Genomic DNA, 14,392 nt, shown 5'->3' on the forward strand with positions numbered 1-14,392 from the left:
ACCCTCGGTGCGGTGGTCGTCACCGGAGACGGCGCACCGCGGCGTCGACCGCCGCGCGGTAGTCCCGGGCGAGGTCCTGCCAGGACGCCTCGGCGGAGGGCGGCAGGGCGCGAACCACGAGATCCGTTCCGTGGGGACGATCGCGGACCGTCTCGGCGCTGAGCTCCCTGAGCCGCCGCTTGACCCTGTTGCGCGTCACGGCGTTACCCACCGCCTTGGACACCACGAATCCCACGCGCGTGGGCTCCCCGGTGCCGTCGCGAACGGATACGACGACGTTCCGGCGGCCGTTGCGGGCGCCGGAACGTACGGTTGCTGAAAACAGCGCAGAGGTCCGCATCCGATGCCTGGTGGGCAGCACGATGCGAACCTCGCGAGGGTGGGGAAGGGCTCAGGCCGACAGGCTGGCGCGGCCCTTGCTGCGGCGGGCGCCGATGATGGCGCGGCCGGCGCGGGTGCGCATGCGGGCACGGAAGCCGTGCTTGCGGGCGCGGCGGCGGTTGTTCGGCTGGAAAGTCCGCTTGGGCATTAGTCACTCCATGAGGTTGGACTACGGTGTGCCAGCTGCGATCCGTCGCAGAGGGCGCACGCGGTAGGTTTCTGGGGGCATGCGGACACGCAGAAATCGCGATCCTACACGCACAAGACTGATTCACAGTAGTCAAAGGCGTCCGGGGGGTCAAATTCCGGAGCCGTGTCCGAGCCCTCCACAGATGTGCACACCGCAACCCCCAGGGGTGTGGAAAACGCCGTCGGAGCCCCGCGCGGAGGCACGTTATCCCCAGGCGGGAACTACAGTGGTGTAGTTCCTCTGCGCCGCGAATCCGGGCTATGAAGTGCCCGGACACATGTTCTACGCTGAGTCTCCCGGCCGCCCCCACGAAGTTTATCCACCGGTGTGTACAACTCTGTGGAAAACTGGGCGGTCCCGGTCCGTCACGTCAGGAGTTGCTCATGCCGCAGGAGAACCAGGATTTGCTGGAGCAGTGGGCAGAGTGCCTCCACATCATGAACGGGGACCCCCGGGTCAACGGCCGCTCCCGGGGCAACATCGCCCTGTGCGAGCCCCGGGGTCTCATGGGGACCACACTCCTGATGGCCGTTCCCAGCGAGGTCACCCGTGGCTACCTGCAGCACAAGCCGATCTCGGAGGTCCTGGAGGAGAGTGTGAGCCGCGTGTTCGGCGCGGACACGCTGGTTGCGTTCGTGGTGGACCCGGAGCTCGAGGTGCAGCCCGCCACCCCCCGCCCCACCACCGACTCCCGTTCCACCGACACCTCCCTCCCGTCCCTGACGGACATCGAGGCTGAGCGCTCGCCCGGGTCCTTCCCCGGCTCCGCCGGGCGGCGGACCGGCGCCGAGGACCAGGCACGCCCCGCCGGCACCCCGTTCGACGACGGGTCGTCCCCCTCCCACCCCGGGGCGTCCGCGGACCTCGGGGACCTTCCCCCGAGGCGCCACCCGGACGCCGCCCCGCCCGCACCCCAGCAGCGCGAGGTGCTCACCACCGGCAGCGGCTCCGACACGAGCCCCGCGGACTCCGAGTGGGACAGCTCCGCACGCCTGAACCCGAAGTACGTCTTCGACTCGTTCGTGATCGGCCAGTCCAACCGATTCGCGCACGCGGCCGCCTTCGCCGTGGCGGAAACCCCGGCAAAGGCATATAACCCGTTGTTCATCTATGGGGACTCGGGGCTGGGCAAGACCCACCTGCTGCACGCGATCGGCCACTACGCCAAGCGTCTCTACCCCAAGCTGCGGGTGCGCTACGTGAACTCGGAGGAGTTCACCAACGACTTCATCAACTCCATCCGGGACGACGAAGGCTCGTCCTTCAAGGGCATCTACCGCAACGTGGACCTGCTCCTGATCGACGACATCCAGTTCCTGGCCGGCAAGGAGCACACGCAGGAGGAGTTCTTCCACACCTTCAACGCGCTGCACAACCACGAGAAGCAGATCGTGATCACCTCCGACATGCCCCCCAAGCAGCTCACCGGTTTCGCGGAGCGAATGCGCTCCCGGTTCGAGTGGGGCCTCATCACGGACGTGCAGCCGCCGGAGCTGGAGACGCGCATCGCGATCCTGCGCAAGAAGGCGATCAGTGAGGGAATGGACGCCCCGGACGACGTCATGGAGTACATCGCCTCCCACATCTCCACCAACATCCGCGAGCTCGAGGGCGCGCTGATCCGCGTCACCGCGTTCGCGTCCCTGAACAAGCAGCCGGTGGACCTGCCGCTGGCGGAGCTGGTGCTCAAGGACCTCATCACGGACGACGGCGGGCAGGAGATCACGGCGGCGTCGATCCTGGGTCAGACCGCGGCGTTCTTCAACATCACGCTGGACGAGCTGAAGTCCAAGTCCCGCACCCGCACCCTGGTGACGGCTCGGCAGATCGCCATGTACCTGCTGCGGGAGCTCACGGACATGTCCCTGCCCAAGATCGGCCAAGAGCTGGGTGGGCGGGACCACACCACAGTCATGCACGCGGACCGCAAGATCCGAACGCTGATGGCCGAGCGCCGACAGATCTTCGACCAGGTCACCGAGCTGACCAACAGGATCAAGCAGCAGTCCCGGGAGGGCTGAACCCCCCTGTCCTCCCACTGCCCCAGGGCCCCGGACCGACCGTCCGGGGCCCTTTTTCCTGTGATTCGTCCACAGTCACCACCCGCGAGATCCGGGGGATGCGGGGCCGTGATCCACAACATGGGCGGCGCCTGTGGGCACCGTGTGGACGGCCGGAAAAGCACGCATGTGGAAAAATCTGTGGACAACGAGACACCTGCGGTGGAGAACCCGGGGGCAACGGTGGGCAGAGCTGTGGAAGCCCCGGAATCACGCGGGAGTTGCGCACTCCGCGCACACAGCCGGAGACCGTTTCCTCCACACCAGGTCAACACCCTGAACCCCTGGAAGCACTGGGGAGCGGGCAGTTTTCCACAGGATCCACAGGGGTTGTTAACACTTCTACCCTTTAAGAAAAGATCCACCGAATAACAAAAATCCTCCCGCGCACGCTGGTTCCGGACTCCGGGAACTTCTGTAATTACACGAATCCGAGGAGCGGCCCGGCAGCTCGCGCTGCACACCCGGTCCTGGATGTTCGGGGCGGGACGGAGTGGCCGGATACGATGCACACACGACACTTCCGTCCACCACCAGAAGAGGGGCACCTCCGTGAAGTTCTCGGTCGAGCGCGACGTCCTGGCTGAAGCAGTCACCTGGACTGCCCGTTCCCTGTCACCGCGCCCTCCCGTGCCCGTGCTCTCCGGGCTGCTGATCAAGGCGGAGGATGGCGCACTGTCCATCGCGAGCTTCGACTACGAGATCTCCGCGCGCCTGACCATCACGGCAGACGTCGTCGAGGAGGGCACCACCCTGGTCTCCGGCCGCCTGCTGGCGGACATCTGCCGATCACTGCCCTCCGCCCCGGTGCAGCTGGAGGCTGAGGGCGGAAAGGTCACGCTCACGTGCCGCTCGTCGAAGTTCAACCTCGCGGCCATGCCCGTGCAGGACTACCCGCAGCTGCCCGGACTGCCCGAGCTCTCGGGTGTGGTGGCCGGTGACGAGTTCGCGCACGCGGTAGCCCAGGTCAACATCGCGGCCTCGAAGGACGACACCCTCCCGATCCTCACCGGCATCCGGATGGAGATCGAGGGCGAGAAGATGACCCTGCTGGCCACCGACCGGTACCGGCTGGCCATGCGCGAGCTCACCTGGCGACCCACGGATCCGACCATCTCCACGGCGGCGCTCATCAAGGCCAAGACCCTGAACGACATCGCCAAGACGCTGGGCTCCTCCGGGGACGTGAACATGGCACTCGCCCCCAACACGGAGCTCGTGGGGTTCGAGTCCGGTGGCAGACGGACCACCAGCCTGCTGATCGACGGCGAGTACCCCAAGATCCGGTCCCTGTTCCCCGAGCACACCCCCATCACCGCGGTGGTGCGCACCTCGGAGCTCGTGGAGGCCGTGCGCCGCGTGTCCCTGGTGGCGGAGCGCAACACCCCGGTGCGTCTGGCGTTCAGCGAGGGCCAGGTGGCCCTGGACGCGGGAACGGGCGAGGACGCCCAGGCCTCCGAGGTCCTGGACGCCCAGCTCAACGGGGACGACATCACCGTGGCCTTCAACCCCACGTACCTCTCCGAGGGCCTGCACGCCTTCGACTCCGACTACGTCCGGTTCTCCTTCACGGCACCCCCCAAGCCGGCCGTCCTCTCCGCCCAGAAGGAGCCCGGAGGCGACGACGACGTGGACTACAAGTACCTGCTCATGCCGGTCCGCCTGCCCAACCAGTGATCGTGTGTTCGTAGACCACCTCTCGCTGCTGGACTTCCGGACCTACCCGGCTCTGGACCTCCCGCTGTCCCCGGGACTCACGGTGTTCGTGGGTCCCAACGGCGTGGGCAAGACGAACATCGTGGAGGCGCTCGACTGGGCGGCGGCACTGGACTCCCACCGGGTCTCGGGCAACGCCCCGCTGATCGCCACGGGCTCGGAGCGGGCGGTGATCCGGGTGCGGGTGAACCGCGGGGGCCAGCGCACGGTCCTGGAGTACGAGCTCAACGCCGCCCGCGCGAACCGGGTCCAGATCAACAGGGCGGCACCGGTGCGTGCCCGAGAGGCCCTGGGCACTCTGCACACCGTGCTGTTCTCCCCCGAGGACCTCACCCTGGTCAAGGGGGACCCCTCCCACCGCCGACGCTTCCTGGACGACCTCGCCACGGCCATGCGGCCCGTGCTCTCCGCGGCGCGATCCGACTACGACCGCGCCCTGAGGCAACGCAACGCCCTGCTGAAGTCGGCGCGGCGCTCGCGGCGGTTCTCCGACTCGGACCGTGCCACCCTGGCGGTGTGGAACGAGCAGCTCGCCCGGGCGGGCGCGGCCGTGATGGGCGCCCGACTCCAGCTGCTCAAGGCTCTCGAGCCCGAGGTGGACCGCGCCTACCAGCAGCTCACGGACGGGCCCAAGCACGTCGGCCTCCGCTACGAGAGCTCATCAGTGGCCCCGGGTGCGGATCAGGAAGCACTCTGCCACTTCTCGGTGGCGGATCTTCGCGACCTCATGCTGGAGGCCTTCGAGCGCACGGAGCGTCAGGAGCTCGAGCGAGGGCTCACCCTGGTGGGTCCGCATCGGGACGACCTCGTGATCCGGCTGGGCGAGACCCCGGCCAAGGGCTACGCCTCCCACGGCGAGACCTGGTCCACGGCGCTCGCCCTGCGCCTGGGGTCGTGGTACGTCCACCTCGCGGACGACCCCGGTCCTGGCTCCGCCCCGGTGCTCATCCTGGACGACGTCTTCGCCGAGCTGGACGCGCGACGTCGGCGCCGGCTCGCCGACCTGGTGCAGCAGGCCGAGCAGGTCCTGGTCACGGCGGCCGTGGACGAGGACCTGCCAGCGGCCCTGCTCGAGCACTCGCACACGGTGGTGGACGTGGAACCGGGGGCGGCGCACGTCAGGACGGCGGCGGCGTCGCCCACCGCGGAATCCGAGGACGACGCCGCGCAGCCCGGCACCGGGGGCGGTGCACCGTGAGCGAGGCTCCCCACAGGGACGTGGTGGACGCCGCGGCCGTGGCCCTGCAGCGCGCGCGCAAGGCCGCCCAGGACCGCGGGGACAAGCCGCTGTCCGCGGCGGCCGCCTCGAAGAACATGCGCGCGTTCGGCACGGCGATGGAGGAGGGCACTGGGTCCCCGGCGTTGCGCGCGAGGGAGCGCCTCGACGCCGACCCGCGGCAGATGGGCGGATTCACGGGCCCCGGCCACTCGCAGCGGGACCCCAGGCCGCTGGGGTCGGTGGTGGACACCCTGATGACCCACCGCGGGTGGAAGACGCCCGTGAACGTGAGCAGCGTGCTCGCGGACTGGCCGTCGCTGGTGGGGGAGCGCAACGCCGCGCACTCGTGGCCCGAGCACTTCGCGGACACCGTGGTGCAGGTGCGCTGCGACTCCACGGCGTACGCCACGCAGCTGCGGCTCATCCAGTCGCAGATCCTGCGCAGCATCGCGGACCGGCTGGGGGAGGGGATCGTCACCCGGCTGGAGATCCACGGGCCCGTGGGGCCCAGCTGGCGGCGCGGCAGGTGGACCGTGCAGGGGAGGGGACCCCGGGACACCTACGGGTGAGTACAACCTCAAAACCCGCCAGAATCCCGTGAGCCGGTTCGCACCCCGGAAATGGCCTCACCCCGCGTGATGGGGTCCGGGGGCGTCTGCGGGCCGCAGAGCGCCCCATCTGCACCAACATCCGTTAGAATGGGAAGCCACAGATCTTCTCGTCCCGCCAGCCGATGAGCCGCGAGCCGTCTCATCGGCTGCATTCATGTGGGCGGGGCGACGATCGCCATCGATTACGCAGGAGGACCGGAGACCCCGTGGCTACAGAGGATCCCCTACAGCACGAGTACGGCGCGAGCGACATCACCGTCCTGGAAGGTCTCGAGGCGGTCAGGAAGCGCCCGGGGATGTACATCGGCTCCACGGGCCCCCGGGGTCTGCACCACCTGGTCTACGAGGTCGTGGACAACTCCGTGGACGAGGCGCTCGCCGGCTACTGCGACCACATCGAGGTGACCCTCCAGGCGGACGGCGGCGTGCGGGTCTCCGACAACGGCCGCGGCATTCCCGTGGACATGCACCCCACGGAGGGCAGGCCCACCGTGGAGGTGGTCATGACCATCCTGCACGCCGGCGGCAAGTTCGGCGGCGGCGGCTACGCGGTCTCCGGCGGTCTGCACGGCGTGGGCATCTCCGTGGTCAACGCCCTGTCCTCCCGGGTGGACACCGAGGTCCGCCGCCAGGGCCACGTCTGGCGGATGGGCTTCGCCCACGGGGGCCACCCCCAGGGGGAGCTGGTGCGCGGCGAGGAGACGTCCGAGACGGGCACCACCCAGACGTTCTACCCGGACCCCGAGATCTTCGAGACCGTCGACTTCGACTTCGAGACCCTGCGGGCCCGCTTCCAGCAGATGGCGTTCCTGAACAAGGGGCTGCGGATCACGCTCACGGACGAGCGCGCCTCGGACGAGACGGGCGAGGAGATCGCGGGGGACGCTCCCGCGGACCCCGCCGGTCCTCTCGAGGGCCAGGACGGTGGGACCGCGGGCGCGGACGACGCCGCGGCGGCACCTTCCGGCGCCCGTCAGGTGGTCTACTGCTACCAGGACGGTCTGCTGGACTACGTGACGTTCCTGAACGCCTCCAAGAAGGCGGAGCTCATCCACGAGGACGTCATCTCCCTCGAGGTGGACGACCCGGACAAGAAGATGTCCCTGGAACTGGCCATGCAGTGGACCACGGCTTTCAACGAGTCCGTGCACACCTACGCCAACACCATCAACACCCACGAGGGCGGCACCCACGAGGAGGGCTTCCGCACCGCGCTGACCACGCTGATCAACCGCTATGCACGGGAGAACAAGCTGCTGCGGGACAAGGACGACAACCTCACGGGCGAGGACGTCCGTGAGGGGCTCACCGCCGTGATCTCCATCAAGCTCGCGGAGCCGCAGTTCGAGGGCCAGACGAAGACCAAGCTGGGCAACTCCGAGGCCAAGACCTTCGTGCAGCGGGAGATGTTCGACCTGTTCGGCGCATGGCTGGAGCGCAACCCCAGCCCCGCCAAGGACATCATCCGCAAGGCGATCTACGCCTCGCAGGCGCGCCTGGCTGCCCGCAAGGCGCGGGAAACCACGCGCCGCAAGGGCTTGCTGGAGTCCGGCGGGATGCCCGGCAAGCTCAAGGACTGCTCCTCCAAGGACCCCACGCTCTCCGAGATCTATATCGTGGAGGGGGACTCCGCCGGCGGCTCCGCGGTGCAGGGGCGGGACCCCGCGCACCAGGCGATCCTGCCGCTGCGCGGGAAGATCCTCAACGTGGAGCGCGCGCGGCTGGACCGAGCCCTGTCCAACGCCGAGGTGCAGTCCATGATCACGGCCTTCGGCGCCGGGATCGGGGACGACTTCGACATCGAGAAGGCCCGGTACCACAAGATCGTGCTCATGGCCGACGCCGACGTGGACGGCCAGCACATCACCACGCTGCTGCTCACACTGCTGTTCCGCTTCATGCGGCCGCTGATCGAGCACGGCTACGTGTACCTGGCCCAGCCGCCCCTGTACCGCATCAAGTGGTCCAACGCCCCGCACGACTACGTCTTCTCGGACGCGGAGCGGGATGCCGCCCTGGCGAGGGGCCTCGCGGAGAACCGCCGCCTGCCCAAGGACAACGGCATCCAGCGCTACAAGGGTCTCGGCGAGATGGACTACACCGAGCTGTGGGACACCACCATGGATCCCGAGCACCGCACCCTGCTGCAGGTGACCATGGACGACGCGGCGGCGGCGGACCAGGTCTTCTCGGTGCTCATGGGCGAGGACGTGGAGTCCCGCCGCGAGTTCATCCAGCAGAACGCCAAGGACATTCGGTTCCTCGACATCTAGGCATGTCACCCGCCGGATATTCCCCCACCGGCATGAACAGTGGATCGTGAGAGCTCGGAAGGAACGGACAGCAACGCATGAGTGACGAGACGCAGGACGGCAGCATCCCCGTGGACCCGGAGGCCACCCCCGAGGCCCTCGAGGGGACGGTGATCCAGGACACCACGTCCACCGGGGACCGGGTGGAGCAGATCGACCTGCAGACGGAGATGCAGCGCTCCTACCTGGACTACGCCATGGCGGTGATCGTGGGGCGTGCCCTGCCCGACGTCCGCGACGGCCTCAAGCCCGTGCACCGCCGTGTGCTCTACACGATGTACGACGGCGGCTACCGCCCGGACCGCTCGTTCAACAAGTGCGCCCGCGTGGTGGGCGACGTGATGGGCAACTACCACCCGCACGGTGACTCCGCCATCTACGACGCGCTCGTGCGCCTGATCCAGGACTGGACCATGCGCTACCCGCTGGCGCTGGGGCAGGGCAACTTCGGCTCCCCGGGCAACGACGGTGCGGCCGCCCCCCGGTACACCGAGACCAAGATGGCGCCGCTGGCCATGGAGATGGTCCGGGACATCCACGAGGACACCGTGGACTTCCAGGACAACTACGACGGCAAGCAGCAGGAGCCCACCGTGCTGCCGGCCCGGTTCCCCAACCTGCTGGTGAACGGCTCCGCCGGCATCGCCGTGGGCATGGCCACCAACATCCCGCCGCACAACCTCCGCGAGGTCGCGGACGGCGTGCAGTGGTACCTGCAGCACCCGGACGCGGACCGCGAGACCCTGCTGGAGGAGCTCATCAAGCGGGTCAAGGGCCCGGACTTCCCGTCCGGCGCGCAGATCCTGGGCCACAAGGGCATCGAGCAGGCCTACCGCACGGGCCGCGGCTCCATCACGCAGCGCGCGGTGGTCAGCGTGGAGGAGATCCACAACCGCACGTGCCTGGTGGTCACGGAGCTGCCGTACCAGGTGAACCCGGACAACCTGGCCGTCAAGATCGCGGACCTGGTCAAGGACGGCAAGGTCCAGGGCATCGCGGACATGCGGGACGAGACCTCGGGCCGCACGGGCCAGCGCCTGGTGATCGTGCTCAAGCGGGACGCGGTGCCCAAGGTGGTGCTGAACAACCTCTACAAGCACACGCAGCTGCAGGAGAACTTCTCCGCGAACATGCTCGCTCTCGTGGACGGCGTGCCCCGCACCCTGTCCCTGGACGCGTTCGTGCACCACTGGGTCACGCACCAGATGGAAGTCATCGTCCGGCGCACCCGCTACCGCCTGAAGCAGGCGCAGGATGAGGCGCACATCCTGATGGGTCTGCTCAAGGCCCTGGACGCGCTGGACGAGGTCATCGCCCTGATCCGCCGCTCGCCCACCGTGGAGGAGGCGCGCACCGGGCTCATGGAGCTGCTGGAGATCGACGAGGCGCAGGCCCAGGCGATCCTCAACATGCAGCTGCGCCGCCTGGCCGCGCTGGAGCGGCAGAAGATCCAGGACCGCAACGCGGAGCTGCAGCGGCTGATCGCCGAGTACGAGGCCATCATCGCCTCCGAGACCCGGCAGCGGGAGATCATCTCGGAGGAGCTCACGGGCATCGTGGAGCACTACGGCGACGACCGTCGCACCGAGGTGCTCTACGGCTTCGACGGGGATGTCTCCATGGAGGACCTCATCCCCCAGGAGCAGGTGGTGGTCACCATCACCCGCGACGGCTACGTCAAGCGCACCCGCGCGGACGAGTACCGCGCCCAGCACCGCGGCGGTCGCGGCATCAAGGGTGCCCAGCTGCGCGGGAACGACGTGGTGGAGCACTTCTTCGTGACCAGCACGCACAACTGGATCCTGTTCTTCACCACGCTGGGCCGGGTCTACCGGGTCAAGGCGTACGAGTTCGTGGAGGCCGGGCGTGACGCCAAGGGCCAGCACGTGGCGAACCTCATGGAGTTCCAGCCGGACGAGCGGATCGCCCAGGTCATGGAGCTGCACTCCTACCAGGACGCCCCGTACCTGGTGCTCGCCACCCGCAGCGGACTGATCAAGAAGTCCCGGCTCACGGACTACGACACGAACCGTTCCGCCGGGGTCATCGCCATCAACCTGCGGGAGGACGACGAGCTCGTCTCCGCCATGCTGGTGGACACGGACGACGACATCATGCTGATCTCCCGCCACGGCCAGTCCCTGCGGTTCACGGCGGACGACGACGCCCTGCGCCCCATGGGCCGCGCGACCTCGGGTGTCACGGGCATGAAGTTCCGTTCCGGGGACGAGCTGCTCTCCGCCAACGTGGTCACCGACGACTCCTACGTGTTCGTGGTCACCGAGGGCGGCTACGCCAAGCGCACCTCGGTCCAGGAGTACCGGGTGCAGGGCCGCGGCGGTCTCGGCATCAAGGTCGCGAAGCTCGCGGAGGTCCGCGGCGGCCTCGTGGGCGGGCTCATCGTGGGCGAGAACGACGAGGTGCTCGTGGTCATGGAGAGCGGGAAGGTGGTCCGCTCCAACGTCAGCGAGGTTCCCGCCCGCGGCCGCGACACCATGGGCGTGATCTTCGCCAAGCCCGGCGCGAACGACAGCATCGTGGGGGTCGCCCGCAACGCGGAGCGCGAGATCGAGAAAGAAGTGGCCGAGGAGGACGCCGCCGGGACCGAGGGCCCGGACGGCGGCGTCGAGCGGGACGGGGACGACTCCGGGCGGAGCGCTCCTGCGTCCGCAGCACAGGACGATGCAGTAGCGTTGGAATCCCACGACAACGGAGGTGACGCATGAGCGCGAGCTCGGCCTCGAAAGCGGGTCAACCCGCGAAGACTTCTTCCCCCCAGAAGTCGACGTCCGGAAAGTCTCCGGTCAAGAGCGGCGGCAAGTCCTCCGGCAAGGGGCTCGTGCGCCCCGCACCCCGGGCCAAGGTGCGCCGCGCCCGGCTGGTGGTCTCCAAGGTGGACACGTGGTCGGTGCTAAAGCTGGCGTTCCTGCTCTCGGTGGCACTGGGCATCATCACGGTGGTGGCCTCCATCGTGCTGTGGCTCGTGCTGAACCTGACCGGCATGTTCGAGGGCATCAACGAGCTGCTGTCCATGCTCGGCGGCAGCGCGGGGGAAGCAGACATCAAGAAGATTCTCTCGCTCGGCAACGTGGCGCTGTTCTCCACGGTGATCTCCGTGGTCAACGTGATCCTGCTGTCCGTGCTGTCCGTGCTCGCGGCCCTGCTGTACAACATCGCGGCGTCGCTGATCGGCGGCATCGGGGTCACCCTCACCGACGACTGATCCCGGCACCCCGCAATTTGGCGTGGGGGCCGGAACTCCGGTAAAGTCTTGGCGTGGCCAGCCAGAGCATCATCGTGCTGGCACTCGCTGAGGGCGTATAGCTCAGACGGTTAGAGCGCTTCGCTGATAACGAAGAGGTCCCAGGTTCAATTCCTGGTACGCCCACCCATCGAATTCCCACCGCGAGTGAACACTCGTTCGGAGGCCCCACGTGAAGTCCCGCATCGCAGCAGTGATCGCCGTGGCCGGCCTGTCCGTCGCAGCTTTCAAGTCCTGGCGCCAGGCCGAGTCCCAGCGCGAAGCGTGGCACTCCGCAGTGGATTCCGTGGACTGAGTCCACGGTCACGGCGTACCTTCCCAGAGACGGACGCCACAACCGAATACGGGGCCTTAGCTCAGTTGGTAGAGCGCTGCCTTTGCAAGGCAGATGTCAGGAGTTCGAATCTCCTAGGCTCCACACCGTGACCTCCGGGTTCCTGCTGTCGCAGGGCCCGGAGGTTTTTCACGTCCTGCCGCCGGGCGTGACAAAGCGCGGCGGGGCGGTACTCCCTGGCGAGTGGGCGCACCATCTTCGAGGGCTGGCGCTCCCTGGAGCGCTGGACCTCCTGGTACTTCGGTCCGTACATCATGATCTGGGGCTTCGTGTACGGGGCCACGGCCATGTCCTCCTCGGCACTGCCCCTGGCCGCACTGTTCCCGGTCCTGCCGCCATGGTGGGGATCATGTTCCTGGTGATGGTGGGCCTGGCCGTGATCACCCTGCCGGACATCCCCCGGATGCTCACCGGGCTGATCCCCGTGATCCCCCACGGGGGAGTCGTCTACACGCTCGCCCTCGCCGGCGGCGTGGGCGGCACCATCACCCTGGCGGCGTACGGGTACTGGCTGCGGGAGAAGGGCTGGCACCAGCCGCGCTGGATGCGGGTCATGCAGCTGGACAACGCCGTGGCCTACACGGTCACCGGCATCTTCGTCCTCGCCATGCTGGTGGTGGGCGCCGAGGTCCTGTATTCGGCAGGCTACGCCGTGAGCGCCAGCGACAAGGGTCTGCTGGACCTGGACCAGGTGCTGCGGGAACGCTTCGGGGACGTCATCGGTGTCACGTTCCTGGTGGGCTTCTGGGCCGCCTCGTTCTCCTCCGTGGTGGGCGTGTGGTCCGGGGTCTCCCTGATGTTCGCCGACTACTGGGGCAACGTGCGGCACAAGCCCAGCGGCCACCCGGACACCAGGAACGGCGGCAAGTACTTCAAGTTCTACCTGCTGTGGCTGACCTTCCCGCCCATGCTCCTGCTGCTCCTGGACAAGCCCGTGTTCCTGATCCTGCTCTACGGGGTGCTGGGGGCGCTGTTCATGCCGTTCCTCGCCGTGACCCTGCTGGGCCTGCTCAACACCTCGCGCACCCCCAAGAAGTGGCGCAACGGGGCGTTCACCAACGTGGTGCTCGTGGTCTGCGCCGTGCTGTTCATCGTGCTGGGCGTCTACCAGACCTGGGACACGATCGCCGGCGTCCTGTCCTGAGTGCCGGCGCCACCCCCCCCGACCCTCCAGGCGCCGTCGCCTCCCCGCCCCTCCCGGACGATCATCTTCCTCTCACCGTGTTGTGGCGCGGTTCTGCCCACGCGGAGAACGACGACGCCGCGCCCCTCGCAAGGAGGAGCGCGGCGTCGTGGTGCTCGTCAGACCCGCCCGTGAGGGCGAGGGACGGGGTCTCAGTGCTTGGGACCACCCGGGTTGTGCTTGGAGTTGTTGTCCGCGGAGCCGAGCTTGGTGTCATCGGTCTTGTTGGAGCCCTTGATCTGCTCCTTGACCTCGTTGACGGTCTGCTTGGCGTCCTCGGCCACCGACTTCACGCCGTCCGTGGCGCGGTGGGCCGCCTGGGAGGCGGTGCCCTCCTTGCGCACGGAGGAGGCGGGGTCCTTGACGTCGTCCACCTTCACACCGGTGCCGGCGGCCACGGTGGAGTTGGTGTTGACCGGCGAGGCGGACACGCGCGGCGAGGCGGTGGCGGGGGTCTTCCAGGGGTCCTGGACCGGGCGGGAGGCGCGCCACGCGGCGACACCGGCCACACCACCGGCCACGAGCAGGCCGAGGACCAGCAGGCCCTTGTGGCCGCCCTGGGCCTTCTTCTGCTGCTTCGCGTACTCCTTGGCCGAGTTCTTGGCGGCCTTCTGGATGCGCTTGACGGTCTTCTTGTCACCGGTCAGCTTGGCCACGAGGGCGTCGAACTGGTCGGAGGTGTCGGCGTCTGCAACCTTGCCGGCCAGCGCGGCCACGGCGCCCGAGTACTTGTCCTGGGCCGCGGCGCGACCCTTGGCGGTCTTCTTGGCGGCCTTGGCTGCGAGGGGGGCTGCGGCGGCTGCGCTCGCGGCCTTGGCCTTCTCGCTCCGCTTCTTGACGTCCTCACCGAGGTCCTGGGCGCGGCCCAGACCGTCCTGGACGTACGGGCCGGTGGCCTCCACGCCGCTTGCCAGTGCCGAGGCGCCGGCCTGGACACCGTGCTGCAGCTTCTCGCCGAGCTCCCCGATCTCCTCGGACAGCCACTCCCCGGCGCTGACGACCTTGGACTCGGCAGCCTTGTTGGCCGCCTTGGCCTGCTTCTGGGTCTTGCTCTTGAACAAGCTCATGATGTCTCCCTCCTACGGTGGTGATCACGTAAATCTCCACTGCCAGCATACGTTCTG

At 68.3% G+C, this 14,392-nt stretch carries 11 protein-coding genes, 2 tRNA genes and 1 pseudogene; 11 read left to right on the forward strand and 3 right to left on the reverse strand.

The genetic code is table 11. The features are described from left to right. Window positions 1-19: 19 nt before the first annotated feature. On the reverse strand, window positions 20-361 hold the full coding sequence (gene rnpA / locus Q4A22_RS06220) for a ribonuclease P protein component (RefSeq protein ID WP_303177867.1): 342 nt from the start codon (window positions 359-361) through the stop codon (window positions 20-22). Between the two features lie 30 nt (window positions 362-391). Next, the gene (gene rpmH, locus Q4A22_RS06225) at window positions 392-529 is read right to left on the reverse strand and encodes a 50S ribosomal protein L34 (RefSeq protein WP_012399425.1); all 138 of its coding nucleotides are present in this window, start codon (window positions 527-529) and stop codon (window positions 392-394) included. Window positions 530-954: 425 nt separating this feature from the next. On the opposite strand from rpmH, the gene dnaA reads away from it, so the two are divergent. From dnaA to Q4A22_RS06280, 11 genes and pseudogenes are all read left to right on the forward strand, one after another. Continuing rightward, a complete protein-coding gene (gene dnaA, locus Q4A22_RS06230) occupies window positions 955-2,592 on the forward strand; it encodes a chromosomal replication initiator protein DnaA (RefSeq protein WP_303177868.1) in 1,638 nt (545 codons plus the stop codon). Window positions 2,593-3,183: 591 nt separating this feature from the next. Further along, complete coding sequence (gene dnaN, locus Q4A22_RS06235; RefSeq protein WP_303177869.1) at window positions 3,184-4,308, forward strand: DNA polymerase III subunit beta; 1,125 nt, start codon at window positions 3,184-3,186, stop codon at window positions 4,306-4,308. Window positions 4,309-4,312: 4 nt separating this feature from the next. Further along, on the forward strand, window positions 4,313-5,545 hold the full coding sequence (gene recF, locus Q4A22_RS06240; protein WP_303177870.1) for a DNA replication/repair protein RecF: 1,233 nt from the start codon (window positions 4,313-4,315) through the stop codon (window positions 5,543-5,545). Further along, window positions 5,542-6,135: a DUF721 domain-containing protein gene (locus Q4A22_RS06245; RefSeq protein WP_303177871.1), complete on the forward strand. Its 594-nt coding sequence runs from the start codon at window positions 5,542-5,544 to the stop codon at window positions 6,133-6,135. The genes recF and Q4A22_RS06245 overlap by 4 nt, the downstream gene beginning before the upstream one ends. Before the next feature lie 248 nt (window positions 6,136-6,383). Then, window positions 6,384-8,450 (forward strand): DNA topoisomerase (ATP-hydrolyzing) subunit B, encoded by a 2,067-nt coding sequence (gene gyrB, locus Q4A22_RS06250; RefSeq protein ID WP_303177872.1) that lies wholly within the window; start codon window positions 6,384-6,386, stop codon window positions 8,448-8,450. Window positions 8,451-8,527: 77 nt separating this feature from the next. After that, entirely contained in the window at window positions 8,528-11,215 is a 2,688-nt protein-coding gene (gene gyrA / locus Q4A22_RS06255; protein ID WP_303177873.1) for a DNA gyrase subunit A, read from the forward strand. Further along, window positions 11,212-11,712 (forward strand): DUF3566 domain-containing protein, encoded by a 501-nt coding sequence (locus Q4A22_RS06260; protein WP_303177874.1) that lies wholly within the window; start codon window positions 11,212-11,214, stop codon window positions 11,710-11,712. The genes gyrA and Q4A22_RS06260 overlap by 4 nt, the downstream gene beginning before the upstream one ends. Window positions 11,713-11,803: 91 nt before the next feature. Further along, window positions 11,804-11,877, forward strand: a tRNA-Ile gene (locus tag Q4A22_RS06265). A gap of 46 nt (window positions 11,878-11,923) precedes the next feature. Then, window positions 11,924-12,046, forward strand: coding sequence for a hypothetical protein (locus tag Q4A22_RS06270; RefSeq protein WP_303177875.1), 123 nt, complete (start codon window positions 11,924-11,926; stop codon window positions 12,044-12,046). 50 nt (window positions 12,047-12,096) lie between these two features. Next, a tRNA-Ala gene (locus Q4A22_RS06275) sits at window positions 12,097-12,169 on the forward strand. 77 nt (window positions 12,170-12,246) lie between these two features. After that, a pseudogene (locus tag Q4A22_RS06280) lies at window positions 12,247-13,229 on the forward strand (Nramp family divalent metal transporter); the annotation flags it as partial. A 191-nt stretch (window positions 13,230-13,420) separates the two neighbouring features. Here the strand turns inward: Q4A22_RS06280 and Q4A22_RS06285 are convergent. Continuing rightward, window positions 13,421-14,335 (reverse strand): hypothetical protein, encoded by a 915-nt coding sequence (locus Q4A22_RS06285; RefSeq protein ID WP_303177876.1) that lies wholly within the window; start codon window positions 14,333-14,335, stop codon window positions 13,421-13,423. Between the last annotated feature and the right edge of the window lie 57 nt (window positions 14,336-14,392).

The sequence above is a fragment of the Kocuria sp. genome (assembly GCF_030530945.1).
Classification (GTDB): domain Bacteria; phylum Actinomycetota; class Actinomycetes; order Actinomycetales; family Micrococcaceae; genus Kocuria.